At 63.4% G+C, this 19,934-nt stretch carries 18 protein-coding genes; 7 read left to right on the top strand and 11 right to left on the bottom strand.

Annotated features, from left to right (window positions below; genetic code table 11):
• Window positions 1-34: 34 nt before the first annotated feature.
• The 10 genes from ACE4QZ_RS20955 to ACE4QZ_RS21000 all read right to left on the bottom strand — a co-directional run bounded on the left by ACE4QZ_RS20955 (window position 35) and on the right by ACE4QZ_RS21000 (window position 12,808).
• Window positions 35-2,293, bottom strand: a complete 2,259-nt coding sequence (locus ACE4QZ_RS20955) for a GMC oxidoreductase (protein WP_103443843.1) — start codon at window positions 2,291-2,293, stop codon at window positions 35-37.
• Window positions 2,290-2,781, bottom strand: a complete 492-nt coding sequence (locus ACE4QZ_RS20960; protein ID WP_021782530.1) for a sorbitol dehydrogenase — start codon at window positions 2,779-2,781, stop codon at window positions 2,290-2,292. The genes ACE4QZ_RS20955 and ACE4QZ_RS20960 overlap by 4 nt, the downstream gene beginning before the upstream one ends.
• A gap of 4 nt (window positions 2,782-2,785) precedes the next feature.
• Window positions 2,786-4,126: a cytochrome C gene (locus ACE4QZ_RS20965; protein WP_103462942.1), complete on the bottom strand. Its 1,341-nt coding sequence runs from the start codon at window positions 4,124-4,126 to the stop codon at window positions 2,786-2,788.
• Window positions 4,127-4,433: 307 nt separating this feature from the next.
• On the bottom strand, window positions 4,434-4,973 hold the full coding sequence (locus tag ACE4QZ_RS20970; RefSeq protein ID WP_021782532.1) for a DUF2058 domain-containing protein: 540 nt from the start codon (window positions 4,971-4,973) through the stop codon (window positions 4,434-4,436).
• 26 nt (window positions 4,974-4,999) lie between these two features.
• On the bottom strand, window positions 5,000-5,833 hold the full coding sequence (gene mazG / locus ACE4QZ_RS20975) for a nucleoside triphosphate pyrophosphohydrolase (protein ID WP_103462943.1): 834 nt from the start codon (window positions 5,831-5,833) through the stop codon (window positions 5,000-5,002).
• A gap of 123 nt (window positions 5,834-5,956) precedes the next feature.
• Window positions 5,957-8,197, bottom strand: coding sequence for a GTP diphosphokinase (relA, locus tag ACE4QZ_RS20980; protein ID WP_021782534.1), 2,241 nt, complete (start codon window positions 8,195-8,197; stop codon window positions 5,957-5,959).
• A gap of 96 nt (window positions 8,198-8,293) precedes the next feature.
• Complete coding sequence (gene rlmD / locus ACE4QZ_RS20985) at window positions 8,294-9,652, bottom strand: 23S rRNA (uracil(1939)-C(5))-methyltransferase RlmD (protein ID WP_021782535.1); 1,359 nt, start codon at window positions 9,650-9,652, stop codon at window positions 8,294-8,296.
• A complete protein-coding gene (cysM, locus tag ACE4QZ_RS20990; protein ID WP_003252416.1) occupies window positions 9,653-10,552 on the bottom strand; it encodes a cysteine synthase CysM in 900 nt (299 codons plus the stop codon).
• 141 nt (window positions 10,553-10,693) lie between these two features.
• Window positions 10,694-12,085 (bottom strand): sensor histidine kinase, encoded by a 1,392-nt coding sequence (locus ACE4QZ_RS20995; protein WP_103462944.1) that lies wholly within the window; start codon window positions 12,083-12,085, stop codon window positions 10,694-10,696.
• A gap of 3 nt (window positions 12,086-12,088) precedes the next feature.
• Complete coding sequence (locus ACE4QZ_RS21000; RefSeq protein WP_021782537.1) at window positions 12,089-12,808, bottom strand: response regulator transcription factor; 720 nt, start codon at window positions 12,806-12,808, stop codon at window positions 12,089-12,091.
• Window positions 12,809-13,001: 193 nt separating this feature from the next.
• Here ACE4QZ_RS21000 and ACE4QZ_RS21005 point away from each other — a divergent pair, with 193 nt between their 5' ends.
• The 4 genes from ACE4QZ_RS21005 (at window position 13,002) to ACE4QZ_RS21020 (ending at window position 17,899) form a co-directional block, all read left to right on the top strand.
• The gene (locus tag ACE4QZ_RS21005; RefSeq protein WP_084850385.1) at window positions 13,002-15,755 is read left to right on the top strand and encodes a response regulator; all 2,754 of its coding nucleotides are present in this window, start codon (window positions 13,002-13,004) and stop codon (window positions 15,753-15,755) included.
• A gap of 284 nt (window positions 15,756-16,039) precedes the next feature.
• Window positions 16,040-17,029: a 2-hydroxyacid dehydrogenase gene (locus tag ACE4QZ_RS21010; protein WP_021782539.1), complete on the top strand. Its 990-nt coding sequence runs from the start codon at window positions 16,040-16,042 to the stop codon at window positions 17,027-17,029.
• Between the two features lie 31 nt (window positions 17,030-17,060).
• A complete protein-coding gene (locus tag ACE4QZ_RS21015; protein WP_021782540.1) occupies window positions 17,061-17,498 on the top strand; it encodes a hypothetical protein in 438 nt (145 codons plus the stop codon).
• On the top strand, window positions 17,495-17,899 hold the full coding sequence (locus ACE4QZ_RS21020; RefSeq protein ID WP_021782541.1) for an META domain-containing protein: 405 nt from the start codon (window positions 17,495-17,497) through the stop codon (window positions 17,897-17,899). Before ACE4QZ_RS21015 ends, ACE4QZ_RS21020 begins: the two co-directional genes overlap by 4 nt.
• A gap of 116 nt (window positions 17,900-18,015) precedes the next feature.
• Here ACE4QZ_RS21020 and ACE4QZ_RS21025 read toward each other — a convergent pair whose 3' ends face one another.
• Entirely contained in the window at window positions 18,016-18,480 is a 465-nt protein-coding gene (locus ACE4QZ_RS21025; RefSeq protein WP_010952706.1) for a peroxiredoxin family protein, read from the bottom strand.
• A gap of 85 nt (window positions 18,481-18,565) precedes the next feature.
• On the opposite strand from ACE4QZ_RS21025, the gene arsC reads away from it, so the two are divergent.
• Genes arsC through ACE4QZ_RS21040 form a run of 3 tightly spaced genes read left to right on the top strand, consistent with a single transcriptional unit; the run spans window position 18,566 to window position 19,927 of the window.
• Complete coding sequence (gene arsC, locus ACE4QZ_RS21030; protein WP_021785864.1) at window positions 18,566-18,919, top strand: arsenate reductase (glutaredoxin); 354 nt, start codon at window positions 18,566-18,568, stop codon at window positions 18,917-18,919.
• On the top strand, window positions 18,916-19,521 hold the full coding sequence (gene wrbA, locus ACE4QZ_RS21035) for an NAD(P)H:quinone oxidoreductase (RefSeq protein WP_101196200.1): 606 nt from the start codon (window positions 18,916-18,918) through the stop codon (window positions 19,519-19,521). The genes arsC and wrbA overlap by 4 nt, the downstream gene beginning before the upstream one ends.
• Window positions 19,514-19,927 (top strand): DUF2069 domain-containing protein, encoded by a 414-nt coding sequence (locus ACE4QZ_RS21040; protein WP_021785866.1) that lies wholly within the window; start codon window positions 19,514-19,516, stop codon window positions 19,925-19,927. The genes wrbA and ACE4QZ_RS21040 overlap by 8 nt, the downstream gene beginning before the upstream one ends.
• Window positions 19,928-19,934: the final 7 nt, after the last annotated feature.

Consider the following 19,934-nt stretch of genomic DNA (forward strand, 5'->3'; position numbering starts at 1 on the left):
TTACCGGAGCATTGTGGGGTTGTCATGACAGGGCCTACACCACCCCGAAACGCACCTCCACCGACAGACTGCCCAGGTTATCGCTCAGGCCAGCCCCGTAACGCCCGTCCAGGTCGTCATTGATGCACAACTGCAACTCACCTTGCTGGCCGCGCGGCAATTGCACCTGGTTGCCGACCAGGAACGGCACGCCGCTGTTGCCGATACGCCCGATCAACGCCCCTTCCGGTTGACCGGGCATGGCATAACCGGACTTCGCGATCAACCTTGGGTTGCCCGCCGCGCCGACCATCCCGGTGGCCGGGTTGGCCGTCCACTGCCCGCCCGTACAGACCGCCAACTGCCAGCTCTGCCCATTGACCTGCATGCCCGTGCCCTGCCAAGCCTGGTTGGCCTGCACCTGTACGGTGCACTTAAGCAGGTCGCTGGCCACCACGTCAGCGGCCTGGAAGGTCAACGCGGTAATGGTCAAGGTCGGGTTGGCGGTGCCGGTGGTGGGGAACACGCCGTCGCCGACCAGGAACAGGTTGGGGTGGTCCCAACTGCGCTGATCCTTGTCCACCACCGACTTGGTGCGGTCCGAGCCCATGCGGTAGGTGCCCATCAAGTGGCCAGCGCCGTAGAACGCGTAGTTCTGGCCGTCGTACTCGAACACCGTCTGCGAACCGGGCTCGAGCTTAGGGTTCAGGTCGGTCAGCTCGGTGGCGCCCATCAGCTCGGTGATGATGTGCGTGGCGGCCAGGCGCGCCTGCTTGAAACCCTCCTTAGTGTAGTCGGACAGTTCGTAGGTGATCTGTGGCCGAGGCAGGCCCAGGCCGTCGGTGAACTCCGTGCTCCTCTCCACCCGGCAAAGCGCTTTGTCAGGGTCTTTCTCCACCTGTTCGATCAAGAAGCCCAGACGGAACTGGCGGGTCAGCACGCTATTGAGCTGCTGCACCAGCGCCTGGCCGGACAATGCCAGCTTGTTGGGGTTAGCGCCGCCATGGTTGGTGCCGTCGATGAAATCGCAGACTGAGGTGTAGGGGTCGTTTACCGACCAGTTCCAGCCCTCGTTGCCGATTTCGATACGCCAGGCGGCACGCTGGCTGCGGAACGGGCCATCGCGCATGTCCTCGATCCCCGAGGTGGACAATGGCCCACGGAACGGGAACAGCGGCTTGCCTTCGGGCATCAGGCCCCAGGCCAGGTACACCGGGTGGTCAGCCAACGCCTGGCCGACCTGGCCGCTACTGTTGGCGACCCCTTTAGGGCTGTTCGGGCCGATGGAGTTGAGCAGCAGTTTCGGTGTTTCGATCGCGTGGGCGGCAATCACGTAACGTTTGCCCTGGGCCGTGCCGTTCTGGCGCGTACCATTGTTCTGGTACTGAATGAAATCGATTCCCGTGACCCCATTGGCATCGACCTGCACCTGGCTTGCCACGGTCTGGTAGAGGATGCGCACGTTGCCGGTATCCAGTGCCTTGGCCATGGTCACGGTGGCGTCGTACTTGGCCTGGATCGGGCAGATCGGCGTGCAGCTGGTGTTGCCAGCGCACACCCGGCGGCCGTTATCATTCTGCGAGTTGCGCCCGGCAGGGGTCTGCCGGACATTGAGGGTGACGCCTGGGTACGGCTTGCCGTCGGGCCCCTTCTCCGGGCTCTGGTACACCGTCCCCGTTACGTTCTTGCCCAGGCCCTGGTCGACCAGCGACGGCGGGATGCCATGCATGCTGTATTTGTAGCCATGCGGGAAGGTCACGCCCAGGTAAGTCTGCGAGGCGACGTCGGCAGACACGCCCATCTCCTCTTCGGCGCGGCAGTAGGCGATCTGCAGGTCGTCGTAACTGATCGGCCAATCGACCCCGACGTTGTAGGCAGTGCGCATGCGAAAGTCGTTGGGCAGCAGGCGCAAGGCCGTACCCATCCAGTGCCACATGGTGCCCCCGCCTACCCGCTCGTAAGTGCTGGCGAACAGTTGCGGCCCCTTCTGCACCAGGTAGCTCTTCTGCGCCTTGTTCGGGTCTTGGCTACCCGCGGTGATCAGGTCCTGGATGGTCGCCCTTGGCGCGAACTGCGTGGCCGGGGTCTGCTCGCTCTGCTCAGGTGGGTACGGCGACTCGGGCGCTTTGAGCACCGCGGTGTAGAAGCGCTCCAGGTACTCGCTGCGATTCGGCGGAATGGCCGGGCCCGATTCGAGCACCAGCACTTTCAACCCGGCCAGGCCCAACTGGTAGGCCATGACACTGCCGGCCATGCCGGCGCCCACCACGATCACATCGGCGGTTTCGATGTTCTGGGTTTGTACATTGCTCATGGCTGCTGCCCTTCCTTGGCGTCGACACCGGTGAATTGCTTAAGGGTCGGTGGCTGCTCACCCCAGTATCCGAAATGGAACTGGCTGTAGCCCATGGGGTGGGATTGGGCGATCTTCCACGCCCAGCTCTCCTTGTAGGCCTGGTCGGAGACCACACGCGTATCACCCGTGCGCGCGTTGCCCAGGTCGTAGGGTTGATACCAACTGCCGAGCAACCACAGCTTCATGATCGAGCGGGCGCCTTGGGCAATTTGCGGGTTCGCGTTATCGAGCACGGCACTGGCGATTTGCGCAGGCGGCTGGCTCTGGATGCCGGCGTACAGCTCCAGCAGGCTGCTGAACGCCTCGAGGCCCATGCCTTGCTGGGCGGTGGCGAAGAACACCGGCGGCAGGTTGATCGGGTCGACGGACGGCGCCAGCAGCTTGGCCGACAGGCCAGTGAGCACGGCGGACAAGCCGATGAAGTTTTGCAGGTTCTGGTCGCTCATGGCATCACTCCTTGGCGCCGGTGGATTGGGCACGTTCAAGCAAGAAAGTGAAATCGGCGAAGCTGGTGCGCGGTGACTGAGTCACGCGGGTGGTCGCGTTGTTGTGGCACTCCATGCAGCTGGACGAGGCCTGTGGGGTGGTGCCCTGGTTGTAGGTCTCCAGGGTGGCGTTGGCCAGGAAGTTCGGCGCAGGCGTACCTAACGGGTTGGTCGGCGACGGCACCTGGCAGTCATCGGCCGGGGCGGTGGGCCACTGGGTGCTGATCAGGTGGTAGTTGGCCCACACCGTGCCCTTGAGCGCACCTTGCCACTGCGCGTTGAGCTGTTGGGTGGCGGCGGTGACGGGAACTTCACGCACGATCTGCGAGGGGATGGCCTTCTTCGAGGGGTCCCACGGTTGCGCGGGCGGCTCGTTCACCGGACGATCGCTGGCCTGGGCGTCGTAGAACAGGTAGGGCCCCTTGCGCTCGTTCATTGGCGTGGTCTTTTCCGGCACGTTGCGCACGTGCTCGAACGTCGACCATACCCACTGCGGTGCGCCCTGGGTCTTGTGCACGATGTGCAGGCCTACCAGTCCGACCTTTTGTGCATTGCACGACTCGGGGATCACCGCCCCCTTGTTCGGGTCGGCATTGCCGGGCGTATAGACCAGCGCGTCGACGGCGTGGAATTCCTGCGGGTTGTCGCTGCCATCGAGCACTTTCCAGGCCGACTTGACCATGATCGCGCCAACCTGCCGGGCTTTTTGCGAACCGCAGGCGAAAGCAATGCGGTTGTCGGCCTTGCTCAGGAACGCTTGCTGGCCTTCCTTGCTGTACAGGCCATTGTCGACGATGTCATCGAACATCGGCTTGTTGACCATGATCGCGTTGCGCGTGTAAGTGCCACTTTGGTCGACCAACGGGCCGGTCTTGAACGGCTGGATGAACTCATCGAGCACGCCGGCGACCTTGCCCATCTGCTGCAGCACCGGCAAGTCACCCTTGCCTTGGCAGGCCGCGGGCACTGGCGCCTGCTGGTCCCAGCCAACAGGTTTCTGTCCCTTGGGCAGGAAGATCTCGTAGCTTTCTTTCCACGACTCCCACACCGTCTTTCCGGGTGCGCCGATCTGCGCCGAGGTGTTGGCGCTGCCGTCGGCGTTGGCGGGCCAGTTCAGGGCGACGAAGGTCTGCCACGACAGCACGTCGAAATCGTGTTGCAGGCTGTCCAGGGTGAAGGGGGGATTGGCGGTGACGTCGAAGGGAACCGCAGGTGACAGCACCGGCGGGCTGGCCGCATCGGCCATGGCGAGCGCACTGGTGAAGCTCGCACCCAGGCACGCCAACCGTTTCAGGGTTATTTTCATTGTCGTCTCCTCAGCAGATAAAGCGTCGGGACGACGAGGCGTACTGGCCCTTCCTGGACCGAATGTTCAGCGCTATCCCTGACGCTAAGCTGGAGGCTAGCCGCTGTGCCAGAACCCTAGGAAATGTCCGACGAACGGAAGGAACCAAGGCAATGGCGCAGCTGACTGATCGCGCCGGTTCGGCGAGCTGCGAACCAACGCGTTTTTCACGATGGCCGCAGAAGCGACCTTGCGTCGCGAAAGGGCCGCAAAGCGGCCCTGGCGATCTTGAATGAACCGCATTACCGCCAGGGCGGTGATTTCCTGTTTACCACATCAGATCATCAGGGATCTTGTAAGCCGCGTACGGGTCGTCTTCGTCCGCTTCCTCGACATGGCTATTGAGCAGCAGAATACGGTCGGGGTCGCGTTCCTGGATCTTCAATGCGGCCTCACGGGGGATCACCTCGTAACCACCGGCATGGGCTACCACGGCCAGCGCACCATTGCTCAGCTTGGTACGCATGAGGGCGTTGACAGCAATGCGCTTGACCTTCTTGTCGTCGACGAAGTTGTAGTAATCCTCGGTGTTCAGCTTGGGCAGTCGAGTGGCCTCGATCAGTTGCTTGACCTGCGCGGCACGGGCCTTCTGCTCGGCCTTTTCCTGCTGCTGGCGGTTCAATTCCTGGTCACGCCTGGCTTTTTCAGCCATGGCTTCCTTGGCCATGCGCTGCTGGCTGTCGTCGATCTCGACCTGGCCTTTGTGCTCCATGCGCTTCTGTTTCTTTTCAGCTTTGTTGGTCTGCGAGACCTGTTTCTGGTTGACCAGACCGGCTTTGAGCAATTGGTCGCGAAGGGAAAGGCTCATGAATACTCACTCACTTATGCAACAGCTCAGCCGCAGCTGGGCAGGTTCTTTTCCTGACGTTTGGCTTCACCCCAAAGGGCATCCAGCTCGTCAAGGTCACAATCTTCAATGGGGCGGCCACTGACGCGCAATGCCTGTTCGATAAAACGGAAACGTCGTTCGAACTTGCGATTGGCGCGGCGCAGCGCATGCTCTGGGTCTTGCTTGAGGTGGCGGGCGAGGTTGACCGCAGCAAACAGCAAGTCGCCGACTTCATCTTCCAGTGCATCGGCGTCGCCGTCGGCCATGGCCTGCAGCACTTCATCCAGCTCTTCGCGGACCTTGTCCAGCACCGGCAACGCCGCCGGCCAGTCGAAACCGACCGTGGCCGCACGTTTTTGCAGTTTGGCTGCCCGCGACAGCGCCGGCAAGGTTGCCGGCACGTCATCAAGCAGCGACAGCTGTTCGGGCTGGCTCTTCTCCGCGCGCTCTTCGGCCTTGATTTCTTCCCAGCGCGACTTGACCTGGGCTTCGCTCAGGCTGGGTGTATCCACCGGCGCGTACAGCTCGCCAGTGGGGAATACGTGCGGGTGGCGGCGGATGAGCTTGCGGGTGATGCTGTCGACCACGCCATCGAACTCGAAACGCCCTTCTTCGCGGGCCAGCTGGCTGTAGTAGACCACCTGGAACAGCAAGTCGCCCAGCTCGCCTTGCAGGTGCTCGAAATCGCCGCGCTCGATAGTGTCAGCGACCTCGTAGGCCTCTTCGAGGGTGTGCGGGACGATGCTGGCGTAGTTCTGCTTCAGGTCCCACGGGCAGCCGTACTGCGGGTCGCGCAGGCGGGCCATGAGATGCAGCAGGTCGTCAAGGGTGTAGGTCATACAGGCAGGTCCTTCGGTGGTGGCTTCTTCGCGGGCTTGCCCGCTCCCACAGGTACGGTGCAGATTTCGAAACCTGCATCCATCCTGTGGAGCGGGCAAGCCCGCGAAGCTGGCGCCACGGTCTCAAGGGGTACGATTACGCCGCGTCTCGATGATGTTCGGCAACTGCGAGATCCGCCCCAGCAGGCGCCCCAGCGCGTCCAGGCCAGGGATCTCGATGGTCAGCGACATCAGCGCGGTGTTGTCTTCCTTGTTCGAACGGGTGTTCACCGCCAGCACGTTGATCTTCTCGTTCAACAGCACCTGCGACACATCGCGCAGCAGACCCGGGCGGTCGTAGGCACGGATGACGATGTCGACCGGGTAGGTCTGCACCGGGATCGGCCCCCAGCTCACCTGGATCATGCGCTCTGGCTCCTTGCCCGCCAGTTGCAGTACCGAGGCACAGTCCTGGCGATGAATGCTCACGCCACGGCCCTGAGTGATGTAACCGACAATGGCATCGCCCGGTAGCGGCTGGCAGCAGCCGGCCATTTGTGTCAGCAGATTGCCGACACCCTGGATCTGAATGTCGCCACGCTTGCCGGTACGCGGCCCGGTAGGCTTGCGCGGCACCAGTTCGATCTGCTCGATACGCTCGGGCTCCAGCAACTGCTGGGCAGCGTTGACCAGATGAGCCAGGCGCAAGTCACCAGCACCGAGTGCGGCAAACATGTCCTCGGCAGTCTTGACGTTGGTCTTCTCGGCCAGGCGCTCGAAATCAACCTGCGGCAGGCCCAGACGACTGAGCTCGCGCTCAAGCAAGGTCTTGCCGGCTGCAACGTTCTGGTCGCGGGCCTGCAACTTGAACCAGTGGACGATCTTGGCCCGCGCCCGCGAGGTGGTGACGTAGCCCAGGTTGGAGTTCAGCCAGTCACGGCTGGGGTTGCCGTGCTTGCTGGTGATGATCTCCACCTGCTCGCCAGTCTGCAGGCTGTAGTTCAGCGGCACGATACGGCCGTTGATCTTGGCGCCGCGGCAGTTGTGGCCGATCTCGGTGTGCACGCGGTAGGCGAAGTCCAGTGGCGTGGCGCCCTTGGGCAGGTCGATGGCGTGGCCGTCGGGCGTGAACACATAAACCCGGTCAGGCTCGATGTCGACCCGCAACTGCTCGGCCAGGCCACCGATGTCGCCCAGCTCTTCGTGCCACTCCAGCACCTGGCGCAACCAGGAAATCTTCTCTTCGTAGTGGTTGGAGCTGGGTTTGACGTCGGTGCCCTTGTAGCGCCAGTGCGCGCATACCCCAAGCTCGGCCTCTTCGTGCATGCCGTGGGTACGGATCTGCACTTCCAGCACCTTGCCCTCAGGGCCGATTACCGCCGTGTGCAAGGAGCGGTAGCCGTTCTCCTTGGGGTTGGCGATGTAGTCGTCAAACTCCTTGGGAATATGCCGCCACAAGGTGTGCACGATGCCCAGCGCGGTGTAGCAGTCGCGGATTTCCGGCACCAGCACGCGCACCGCACGCACGTCGTAGATCTGGCTGAACTCCAGGCCTTTGCGCTGCATCTTGCGCCAGATCGAATAGATATGTTTTGCCCGACCACTGATGTCGGCATTTACGCCAGTGGCGAGCAACTCGTTCTGCAGCTGGGTCATCACGTCGCTGATGAAGCGCTCGCGGTCCAGCCGCCGCTCATGCAACAGCTTGGCGATCTGCTTGTACTGGTCGGGCTCCAGGTAGCGGAAAGAAAGGTCTTCCAGCTCCCACTTGATGTGACCGATACCCAGGCGGTGCGCGAGTGGCGCATAGATATCGAACACTTCACGTGCGACGCGCAGGCGTTTCTCATCGTCGGCGGACTTGACCGCACGGATTGCGCACGTGCGTTCGGCCAGCTTGATCAGTGCCACGCGCACGTCGTCGACCATGGCCACCAGCATCTTGCGCAGGTTCTCGACCTGCGCCTGCGAGCCCAGCACCAGCGACTGTCGCGGGCTGAGGCTGGCACTGATGGCGGCCATGCGCAGTACGCCGTCGATCAGCTTGGACACCACCGGGCCAAAACACTGGCTGACCTCGGCGAGGGTGACCTTGCCCTCGCGCACCGAACGGTAGATGACCGCAGCCACCAGGGAATCCTGGTCGAGCTTGAGGTCAGCCAGAATTTCGGCGATTTCCAGGCCAGCCTGGAAGCTGGACGTACCATCCGCCCAGGAATGCTTGGCCGGGTTGCCCTTTTTCTCTACCTCAAGAGCAAACTCGCAGGCTTCTTTCAGCGCTGCGCGATCCAGTGCCGAATCGACGCTTACCACATGGTCCAACCATGCTTCGAGATTGATACTGCCGTCTGTGTTGACCGGCTGGTGCACTCTCACCTGTACCATCTTTGTTTTACCTTTCCATGCAGCACACCATACGGGTGTGCTGGCGATCACCGTGCGGCCGCCCTTCCGTGGCAACCGCACCAAGGGGCCAGTCAGCTAGCCCGCTTCGAATAACGCCATGGCCTCGACATGCGCCGTCTGAGGAAACATGTCGAGAATCCCGGCCCTTTTTAACCGGTACCCCTGGCCGACCAGCACTTGGGCGTCTCTCGCCAGCGTGGCCGGGTTGCACGATACGTAGACCAGCCTTCTGGCCTTGAGGCGGGCGATGCCTTGCACCACCTCGAAAGCACCGTCGCGCGGTGGATCCAAGAGTACCGCAGAAAAGCCCTCGGCGGCCCATCCGGTGCCTGCCAAAGGCTGCGATAAATCGGCCTGAAAAAACCGTGCGTTATGCACATTGTTGTTCCGGGCATTGGCCGCGGCCCGATCGACCATGGCCTGTACACCTTCCACTGCCACCACCTCACGCGCCTGGCGAGCCAGCGGCAGGGCAAAGTTGCCCAGCCCGCAGAACAAGTCCAGCACACGCTCGTCGGCCTGTGGCGCGAGCCAGGCCAAGGCCTGCTCGATCATCGCGGTATTGACCTGGGCATTCACCTGCACGAAATCGCCCGGGCGCCAGGCCAGCTCCAGCTGCCAGGGTGCCAGGGCAAAGCCCAACTGCGCCGCTGGGTCCACTGGCGCCGGCTCACCTTCGCCTTGCAGCCACAGCTGGGCATTGGCCTGCTCGCAGAACGCTTGCAGCCTGGCCTGGTCCTCAGCCGGCAACGGCATGACGTGGCGCACCAGAACCGCCTCGGCGGTGCCACTGAACAGCTCCACATGGCCCAGCGCCTGCGGTTTGCTCAACGAGCGCAGCACAGTCGGCAAGTGGCGCAGAATCGACTGCAAGGGCTGTACCAGCACGGCGCAATCGTCGATGGCAATGATGTCCTGGCTGGCTTCGGCGCGGAAGCCCACCTCCAGTTGACGCGCCTTGACGTCCCAACGCACAGCCACACGGGCCCGGCGCCGGTAGCCAAATTCCGGCCCGCTCAGGGGGGTGGCCCATTCCTCGGGTTGCACGCCGGCCACCCGCTGCAGCTGCTCGGCGAGGGTGCGCTGCTTCAGCGCCAGTTGCGCTTCGTGCGGCAGGTGCTGCAGGTTGCAGCCACCGCAGCGGGCGTAGTAGCGACATGGCGCCTCACGGCGCTCGGGCCCGGCCTGCAGCAACCGCTCCAGGCGGGCTTCGACCACTTTGCCACGGGCGTTGAGCACCCGCGCCTCCACGACCTCACCGGCCAAAGCGCCGCTGACGAACCAGGTACGCCCGTCGAGGAAGGCGATGCCACGGCCGTCACCGGCCAGGCGCTCGATGTCCAGGCGCTGCTTCTTGCCCACGGGGACCTGGGGGGTGCGATTGCCGCCGGCCGGCTGGAAGCGCAGGCCGCTGTTGCTTTTTTTCTTGGACATTTAGCGTGGATCAAACAGGCCAGTGGACAGATAACGGTCGCCGCGGTCGCAAATGATCGCAACCATCACGGCATTTTCCACTTCGCGGGACAGGCGCAACATGGCCGCCACCGCACCACCAGAAGACACGCCGCAGAAAATGCCCTCTTCACGCGCAAGGCGACGGGTGGTGTCTTCGGCTTCCTGCTGCGACATATCGACCACGCGGTCGACCCGGGTGGCGTCGAAGATCTTCGGCAGGTATTCCTCGGGCCAGCGGCGAATGCCCGGAATGGCCGAGCCTTCCATCGGTTGCAGGCCGATGATCTGCACCGCGGGGTTCTGTTCCTTGAGGTACTGCGAGCAGCCCATGATGGTACCGGTGGTACCCATGGAGCTGACGAAATGGGTAATGGTGCCCTGGGTCTGCTGCCAGATCTCCGGGCCGGTGCTGTTGTAGTGGGCGATCGGGTTGTCGCCGTTGGCGAACTGGTCGAGCACCAGGCCACGGCCTTCGGCCTGCAGCTTCTCGGCCAGGTCACGGGCGCCTTCCATACCCTCCTCCTTGGTCACCAGGATCAGCTCGGCGCCATAGGCCGTCATGGCGGCCTTGCGCTCGGCGGTGGAGTTGTCGGGCATGATCAGGATCATCTTGTAGCCCTTGATCGCCGCCGCCATCGCCAGGGCAATGCCCGTGTTGCCGGAGGTGGCTTCGATCAGGGTATCGCCCGGCTTGATCTGGCCCCGCAGTTCGGCGCGAGCGATCATCGACAGTGCCGGGCGGTCCTTCACCGAGCCGGCGGGATTGTTACCTTCAAGCTTGAGCAGGAGGGTATTGCTGGTTTCGCCAGCGATGCGCTGCAGGCGAACCAGTGGCGTATTGCCGACGCAATCGGCGATGGTTGGGTACTGCACGGTCATGGGCGTATTTCGCAATCCGGACGGCGGGGTGCCTATCATACCGGCAAACCCTTCGCGGCCATATCACGCAATCTGTAGTGCATATAGCTACAAGCTATAACGGTGAGACATGTGCGGGCCTCTTCGCGGGTAAAAACGCGCCTAAAGGCTAGCGGATCCCTGTAGGCGCGGGTTTACCCGCGAAAAGGCCGGCACATGCAACGGCAACCTCATCCACAAGCGCAACCCGCGTTTGCCATTCTGCGCCCACAAGGTCCCGCCCTGGCGCTGAATGGCACTGCGGGCGATGCTCAAGCCCAGACCGAAGCCCCCATCCCCCGGCCGAGAACCGTCCAGCCGCGAGAACGGCGCGAAGATCCGCTCCAGGTCCTCTTCAGCCACACCGCCGCCTTCATCCTCCAGCCACAGCCACCAATAACCGCCTTCGCGCTGGCCTCCCAGCCGCACCACACCCTCGGCCGGCGAGTGACGAATGGCATTGCGCAACATGTTCTCCAGCGCCTGAGCCAGGTGGTTGAGGTTGCCCTGCACCCAGCAGTCGGCCGGTACTTCGCAGCGCAATTGCGCAGGCGACCAGCCGCTCTCGTAGCTGGCATTTTCGGCCAGCAACTCCCACAAGGCGTGGACCTCGATCGGTTCCAGGTTCATCGGTGCACGCTCGGCGTCCTGCCAGGCCAGTTGCAGGGTGTCTTCGACCAGGTGCTGCATGCAGTCCACTTCACGGATCAGGCGATCACGCAGACGCTGCAGGTCGGTTTCACCATCGCAGGCCACCCGCAGCCGGCTCAGCGGCGTACGCATTTCGTGGGACAGGTCGCGCAGCAACTGCTGCTGCATAGCCACCGTGCCTTGCAGCCGCTCAGCCATCTGGTCAAAGGCACGCGCCAGCTCACCCAGCTCGTCATGCCGGGCGATGGTGCGCGAGTCCAGGCGGGCCGACAGCTGATCGGCCCGCCAGGCATTGGCCTGCTCGCGAAGTTGATTCAGCGGCACGATCAACATGCGGTACAGGCCTACACACAACAGCAAAGTGAACAGCCCCGGAATGATGCCGTTGGTGACGATGCGCCACAGCAAGCGGTGCTGGCCCGGATTGAAGCGCTGCGGCAGTTCGATCACCAGCATCCCCTGCTCCGGGGCCCCCGGGAACGGTATGCGCACCCACGGCTGGTCGACGCTACGCCGACTCATCGGCCAATCGACACCCCGCAGGCGTGTCAGACGCTGCATGATCTGCGGGTTGAGTGTGGCGTTGTCGAGCGGGCGCAGGTTGATGTCGAGCACGCCCACCCAGCCCCGTTCGCGCTGATGCATGGCCGCCACCCACTGGTCCAGCCCTGCCCGCCCGCCGTTGCGCCAGGCCTGCTCAGCTTCGGCGGCATAACCTCGCAAGGTCTGCCGTGCCGGCTCCGAGAGGAAGGCGTTCTGGGTTTCCATGTGCCGGCCCCAGGTGTAACTGAGGCCGATCATCAGCAGGCAGAAGCCCACCAGCAAGACGGCCAGCTTCCAGAACAGCGAATGGCGGTCGAGCATGGTTCACTCCGCCTCGCCGGCACTGAGCACGTAACCCTTGCCCCACACGGTGCGGATCTGCCGTTCGTGATAACCAATGCCCTTTAGCTTGCGGCGGATCTGGCTGACGTGCATGTCCAGGCTGCGGTCATGCCGTGAATAGCCGCGCTGCAACACCTGCTGGTACAGGAACGGCTTGCTGAGGACCTCGTCGAGGTTGCGGTTCAGGATGTCCAGCAGGCGATATTCGCTGGGGGTCAGGCCCGCCAGGCGGCTATCCAGGCACACGTCACACAGCCCCTCGTCGAACTGCAGCCCGCCGCCGTTGGCTGGTTCCAGCGGGCCCTGATGCCGCCGTTCCAGGGCCACGCGGCGCAGAATCGCCTCGATGCGCACCTGCAACTCGGCCATGCTGAATGGCTTGGGCAGGTAATCGTCGGCGCCGCGCTGAAAGCCGCTGATACGGTCGGCCTCGGCCCCCAGCGCCGACATCAGGATTACCGGCGTGGCGCTGCGCCTGCGCAATTGTGCCAAGGCGTCCAGCCCGTCAAGCCCGGGCAGCAGTATATCCATGAGCACAACATCGAAAGCCTGGCGGCCAGCCTTTTCCAGGCCCTCCAGGCCATTGCGGCACCAGGTGACCTGGAAGCCGCCGCGCTGCAGCTCTTCTTGCAGATATGCGCCAAGAACCGGGTCGTCCTCGATGGCAAGGATGTTGGAGTTGTAAATAGCTACAGGATTCATTGGCAACTGCCACTAATTCTCAATTGAGCGATTATTGAGTATTCGCCACCTGCCAGGCAACCGCGCTGTGACCATAACCCCGGCAACAGCGCATGACACATACTAAAGAGATGCAATGGTGCGGCAGGCGGAGTAACTTCGCGGCTTGGCCGTTACCACTTGACGGCATCCAGGCACATCAAAGGAGGCGAGTGTGCTCGATCGTTTGGGAATCCGCAGTCGGGTCCTGCTGCTGGCACTGCTACCGGCCGGCTTGATGGCCCTGGTGCTGGGTAGCTATTTCACCTGGCTGCAACAGAACGACCTGCGCACCCAGCTGTTGCAGCGCGGCAAAATGATCGCCGAACAACTGGCGCCACTGGCCGCACCCGCCATGGCCCGGCTCGCGCCTGCGCAACTGGAGAGAATTGCCGCACAAACCCTGGAGCAGGCCGATGTGCGCGCAGTTGCGTTTCTGGCCCCCGACCGCAAGCGCTTGGCCCACGCAGGCCCGAGCATGCTCAACCTGCCGCCCAGCGGCGGTACTGGCACCCAACTCCTGCAGCGCAGCGGTAACGACGCCACCCGCTACCTGATGCCCGTGTTCGGCCACCATCGCGACCTGGCCACCGACGCCGTGCCGGCCGAAGCCGAGCGCCTGCTGGGATGGGTAGAGATCGAGCTGTCGCACGACGGCACGCTGCTGCGCGGCTACCGCAACCTGTTTACCAGCCTGTTGCTGATCCTCGCCTGCCTGGCACTCAGCGGCCTGTTGGCGCTGCGAATGAGCCGCACCATCAACGACCCCATCGAACGCATCAAGCACGCGGTCAATCAGCTCAAGGACGGCCACCTCGAAGAACGCCTGCCAACCATGGGCAGCCATGAGCTGGACGAACTGGCCCACGGCATCAACCGCATGGCCGAAACCCTGCAAAACGCCCACGAAGAACTGCAGCACAGCATCGACCAGGCCACCGAAGACGTGCGCCAGAACCTGGAAACCATCGAAATCCAGAACATCGAGCTGGACATGGCGCGCAAAGAGGCACTTGAGGCCAGCCGTATCAAGTCGGAGTTCCTGGCCAACATGAGCCACGAAATCCGCACCCCGCTCAACGGCATCCTCGGCTTTACCCACCTGCTGCAAAAAAGCGAGATGACACCGCGCCAGCTCGACTACCTGAACACCATCGAGAAATCTGCTGACAACTTGCTGGGGATCATCAACGAGATCCTCGATTTCTCCAAGATCGAGGCCGGCAAGCTGGTGCTCGACAGCATACCGTTCAACCTGCGTGACCTGATCCAGGACACCCTGACCATCCTCGCTCCGGCCGCCCACGCCAAGCAGCTGGAGTTGCTGAGCCTGATCTACCGCGACACGCCTGCTTCCCTGGTTGGCGACCCATTGCGGCTCAAGCAGATTCTCACCAACCTGGTCAGCAACGCCATCAAGTTCACCCGCGAAGGCACCATCGTCGTGCGCGCCATGCTGGAAGACGAGCACGAAGACTGCGCGCAGTTGCGCATCAGCGTGCAGGACACCGGCATCGGCCTGTCACCACAGGATGTGCGCACACTGTTCCAGGCCTTCAGCCAGGCTGACAACTCACTGGCCCGCCAGCCCGGCGGCACCGGCCTGGGGCTGGTGATTTCCAAGCGCCTGATCGAACAGATGGGCGGCGAGATCGGCGTCGACAGTACCCCGGGTGAAGGATCGCAGTTCTGGATCAGCCTCAACCTGCCCAAGGCTCATGACGATGTCGAAGCCCTGCCACCGCAGCCGTTGCTTGGCCGCCGTGCCGCCATTGTCGATGGCCACGAACTGGCACGCCAGGCGCTGGAACACCAATTGGAAGACTGCGGCCTCAGCGTGAGCCTGTTCGGCTCCTATGACCTGTTGCTGCAAGGGGTGCAGGCCGCCAGCCAGGCTGGCCTGCCGTTCGAGTTCGCCGTGCTCGGGGCTAACCTGGGTAACCTGTCGCCCGAGCAACTGGGCCATTATCACCAGCAGCTCGAGCGTTACCACTGCCAATGCGTGGTGTTGTGCCCGACCACCGAACAGGCGCTTTACCACCCATACCTGCCCAACGGCCATGGCCAGTTGCTGTCCAAGCCGACCTGTACCCGCAAGCTGCGGCGTCTCTTGCTGGAACTGGTACAACCACGTCGCCCGCTGGCCGATGTCAACAGCGTCAATGGCCAGCGCCGACCGAAAATACTCTGCGTCGACGACAACGCCGCGAACCTGCTGCTGGTAAAAACCCTGCTCGAAGACTTGGGTGCCGAGGTACTGGCCGTCAACAATGGTTATGCGGCGGTACAGGCCGTGCAGGACGAGCTGTTCGACCTGGTGCTGATGGATGTGCAGATGCCCGGCATGGACGGCCGCGCCTGTACCGAACAGATTCGCCTATGGGAAAACACCCAAAGCGGCAACCCCCTTCCGATCGTCGCCCTCACGGCCCATGCCATGGCCAACGAGAAGCGCGCGTTATTGCACAGCGGTATGGACGACTACCTGACCAAACCGATCAGCGAACGGCAACTGGCCCAGGTGGTGATGAAGTGGACCGGCCTGAGCCTGGGCACACCCCAGCAGGCGCAGGCCGAGCTACTGCCCAACGGTGACGAACTGAAGGTACTCGACCCCGAAGAGGGCCTGCGCCTGGCCGCTGGCAAGCCAGATCTGGCGGCTGACATGCTGAGCATGCTGCTGGCCTCGCTGGATACCGACCGCGAAGCCATACGCGCCGCCCGCGCAGCCGACGACCACAATGGCCTGATCGAGCAAGTACACCGTCTGAACGGTGCCTCGCGCTATTGCGGTGTGCCGCAATTAAGGGCAGCGTGTCAGCGTAGCGAGACATTGCTGAAGCAGGACAGTCTGCTGGCGCAGCAGGCCCTGGATGAACTGGATGCAGCGATCGGTCGCCTGGCTGCGCAGGCCCGGCTGAATGTGTGAGCGCATGGGGCCTGGCTTGGAGCATGCGGCGCCTGTGAGATCGAGCGCCGCCCGCGCGGCGCATCGCGAGCCATGCTCGCTCCTACGTTTGTTTCGGGCCAGTAACGCCTGTGCCAGACGCGCGCGACCGCTTTGTTCGTCCAACGTGATATCGCGCCATGCAGCAAAATGCTCGCGCGCACATCCTCAGGAATAATTGGGCCGAAACAAACGTAGGAGCTCGCGTTGCACCGCGCGGGCGGCGCTCGATCTCACAGCCAGCAACCAACCCAAGGAGCCCCACCATGCGCGTCCTGTTGTTCAGCAGCCAGCACTACGACCAGGAAAGCTTCACCGAGGCTGCCCGCGGCACCACCCTGGAGCTGCATTTCCAGCCCGCCCGCCTGACGCTCGACACCGCCGCCCTGGCAGATGGCTTTGAGGTGGTCTGCGCCTTCATCAATGACGATCTCGGCGCGCCGGTGCTGCAGCGCCTGGCCGCCGCCGGCACGCGGTTGATCGCCCTGCGTTCGGCCGGCTACAACCACGTCGACCTGGCCGCCGCCGAGCGCTTGGGCCTGACCGTGGTGCGGGTGCCGGCCTACTCGCCACACGCGGTTGCCGAGCATGCCGTGGCGCTCATCCTGGCACTCAACCGGCGTCTGCACCGGGCTTACAACCGCACTCGCGAAGGTGACTTCACCTTGCACGGGCTCACCGGCTTCGATCTGCACGGCAAAACCGTCGGGGTGGTCGGTACCGGCCAGATCGGTGCCGCCTTTGCCCGCATCATGGCCGGTTTCGGCTGCCAGTTGCTGGCGTACGACCCCTACCCCAACCCGGAGCTGCTGGCCCTTGGCGCCCGCTACATGCCCCTGCCCGAGCTGTTGCGCGAAGCCCGCATCATCAGCCTGCACTGCCCGTTGACCGAGCACACTCGCCACCTGATCAATGCGCAAAGCCTGGCCCAGTTACAGCCCGGCGCCATGCTGATCAACACCGGTCGCGGTGCGCTGGTCGACACCCCTGCGCTGATCGACGCACTGAAAAGCGGCCAGCTTGGCTACCTGGGCCTGGACGTCTACGAAGAAGAAGCCCAACTGTTCTTCGAGGACCGCTCCGACCTGCCCTTGCAAGACGATGTGCTGGCTCGGCTACTGACCTTCCCCAACGTAATCATCACCGCCCACCAGGCTTTCCTCACCCGCGAGGCGCTGGATGCCATTGCCGCGACCACACTGCACAACATCAACCGCTGGGCGGCAGGCAATCCACAGAATCTGGTGATGGGTTAGTGCTAGGATACGCGGCATTTCTGGAGGACCCATGGTCGAACACGATTTTCGCTACACCCTTTTCAACCCGCAACACACCCTGATCGAGTGCCGTGCGTTGGTGCCGGGCCGCTATCAGGTCACTGGCAACGGCGGCTCGATGCACAAAGGCGACAGCCTGCTGGTCACGCTCAAGGGCAGCAAGGATTTGTCCATGCGCCTGACCGTGGAAAGCGTGCGCCACCTGATCAACCCACGCGGCCAGTGGGTTGCCGTGGCGAGCGGCCCGGTGTTCAACGAGCTGGAAATCCTCACCTGGCAGGTCGAATGCGATAACTGCGATGCGGTGCTGGGCTTCGAGTTCGCGGTAGACGCCAAGCTCGGCAAGGCAGCTCGTCAACCGGCGGCCAGCGCCCGTATTGCAGAGCTGGGCTGGACCAGCCGTGGCGAAAAACACCTGTGCCCACGTTGCCAGGAGAGCGCCGAGTGAAAAATCTGCTGACCGGCGTGCTGATTGCAACCGGCCTGCTCGGCTGCGCCACAGAACCTTCCAAGCTGCAGCAGGAGCGCAGCTACGTGCTGGAGTGGATTGGCGAACGACCACTGATCGACTACAGCCACCTGACCTTGACCCTGGCCAGCGACGGCCGTGCCTATGGCAACGGCGGCTGCAACCACTGGTTTGCGCCTTACACGCTGGATGGCGAACACCTCAGCTTTGGTAAGGTCGGCAAGACCCGCAAGCTGTGCGCACCCGCGCTGATGGAACAGGAAAAGCGCTTCCTGCAGGCGCTGGAAACGGTTGAGCGTTGGGATGTGTCACCGGTGGAGCAGATACGCTTCTGGCCGGCCGAAGGCAAGCCGCTGCGCTTCTGGCCTGAGGAAGGCTGAGGATTGCCGGGGCCGCTTTGCGGCCCTTCGCGGGCGCGCCCGCTCCCACAGTTTGGACTGTCCCCCTGTGGGAGCGGGCATGCCCGCGAAGGGCCGCGAAAGCGGCCCCTCCGGCATCAGGCGCCTTTCAGGGCCTTGATCTTGGCCTGCAACCCTTCCAGGGTCTGCTCGCCCATCAACTGCTCACGCACCTTGCCCTTGTCGTCAATGATGTAGGTCACCGGCAACGCCTCGCTGCGCGGCAGGTCATAGCGCTCGGCCGGGTCCTGGGCCAGCACGGTGAAACCGATACCCAGGGTTTCGGCAGCCTGCTTCAGGTCCTGCCCCTGCAGGCCATCGAAGTTCACCCCCACCACCTTGACGCCATCAGCCGCCCACTGCTTGGCCGCTGCGTTCAGTTCCGGGATTTCGGTACGGCACGGCCCGCACCACTCAGCCCAGTAGTTGAGCACCAGCCAGTGCCCTTCGATCTGTTCGGCCTTAACCGTATTACCGTGTTGGTCCACGCCGTAATCGGCACCGCAACCACCGAGCAACAGGCTCGCGGTGATGGCCAGTACTGCTGCCAGACGCCTTGCCATGGGTCAATCCTTCTCGAGTTTTAAAGCAAATTGGTCAGTCGCTGCGGTTAGAATAGCCGCCACACCCAGCTGGATGCGACCCGACATGACTGACCTCACGCTCTATCATAACCCGCGCTGCTCAAAATCCCGCGGCGCCCTTGAACTGCTCGAAGCCCGCGGCCTGGCCCCGACCATCGTGCGCTACCTGGAAACCCCGCCCGACGCTGCCACCCTCAAGGCCCTGCTCGGCAAGCTGAGCATCGCCCCGCGCCAATTGCTGCGCAGCGGCGAGGACGAATATAAAACGCTTAACCTGGCCGACCCGGCACTGACCGACGCGCAACTGATCGAGGCCATGGCCCAGCACCCCAAGCTGATCGAGCGGCCGATCCTGGTTTCCGGTGACAAGGCCGTGGTCGGTCGTCCGCCAGAAAAAGTGCTGGAGATCCTGCCGTGAGCGCGCCCTACATCCTGGTGCTGTATTACAGCCGCCATGGAGCGACCAGCGAAATGGCCCGGCACATCGCCCGCGGTATCGAGCTGGCCGGCATGGAGGCACGCCTGCGCACGGTGCCGGCTATTTCCACCGAATGCGAAGCGGTGGCCCCGGATATTCCGGCCAGTGGTGCGCTGTACGCCAGCCTTGATGACCTGCGCCACTGCGCAGGCCTGGTACTGGGCAGCCCGACTAGGTTCGGCAACATGGCAGCGCCACTCAAGTACTTCCTGGATGGCACCAGCAGCCTTTGGCTAGGCGGTGAACTGGTCGGCAAACCGGCTGGCGTGTTCACCTCCACCGCCAGCCTGCACGGCGGCCAGGAAACGACTTTGCTGTCGATGATGCTGCCGCTGATGCACCACGGCATGTTGGTGATGGGCTTGCCCTACAGCGAGTCGGCACTGCTCGAGACCCGTGGCGGGGGCACGCCTTATGGCGCCAGCCACCACGCAGGCGCCGATGGCAAGCGCGAACTCGACCCCCACGAAATCGCCCTGTGCCGCGCCCTGGGCCAACGCCTGGCAACCACGGCCAAGGCCCTGGAGGCCACGCGTGGCTAGAAAGCCCAAGGTATTGCCGCCGCTGCAATGGCTGGTACCACGCCTGCGCCTGACCCGGGCATTGAGCCTGGCATGCTTCTTCGGCCTGATCGCCCTGCTGGTGGTGAACAACCTGTGGTTCGCCAACCTGCATGGGGCCCGGGTCGAGGTGATTCTGGCGATCGAACTGGTGCCGTTGCTGTTACTGCTGCCAGGCATGCTGAAAGGCAGCGCCCGGGCGCATGCCTGGACCTGCTTCGTGGTGAACATCTATTTCATCAAGGGCGTGCTGGCGGCGTTCGACCCGGCCCGGGCGGTATTCGGCTGGCTTGAAGTGCTGGTGAGCCTGGGGCTGTTCATTGCCGGGTTACTGTACGTGCGCTGGAAGTTCCAGCATGAGCGGCGCATGGCGGGCGAAGGCAGTTAGATTTTTC

The organism is Pseudomonas sp. DCA-1, assembly GCF_046523955.1.
Lineage (GTDB): Bacteria > Pseudomonadota > Gammaproteobacteria > Pseudomonadales > Pseudomonadaceae > Aquipseudomonas > Aquipseudomonas putida_Y.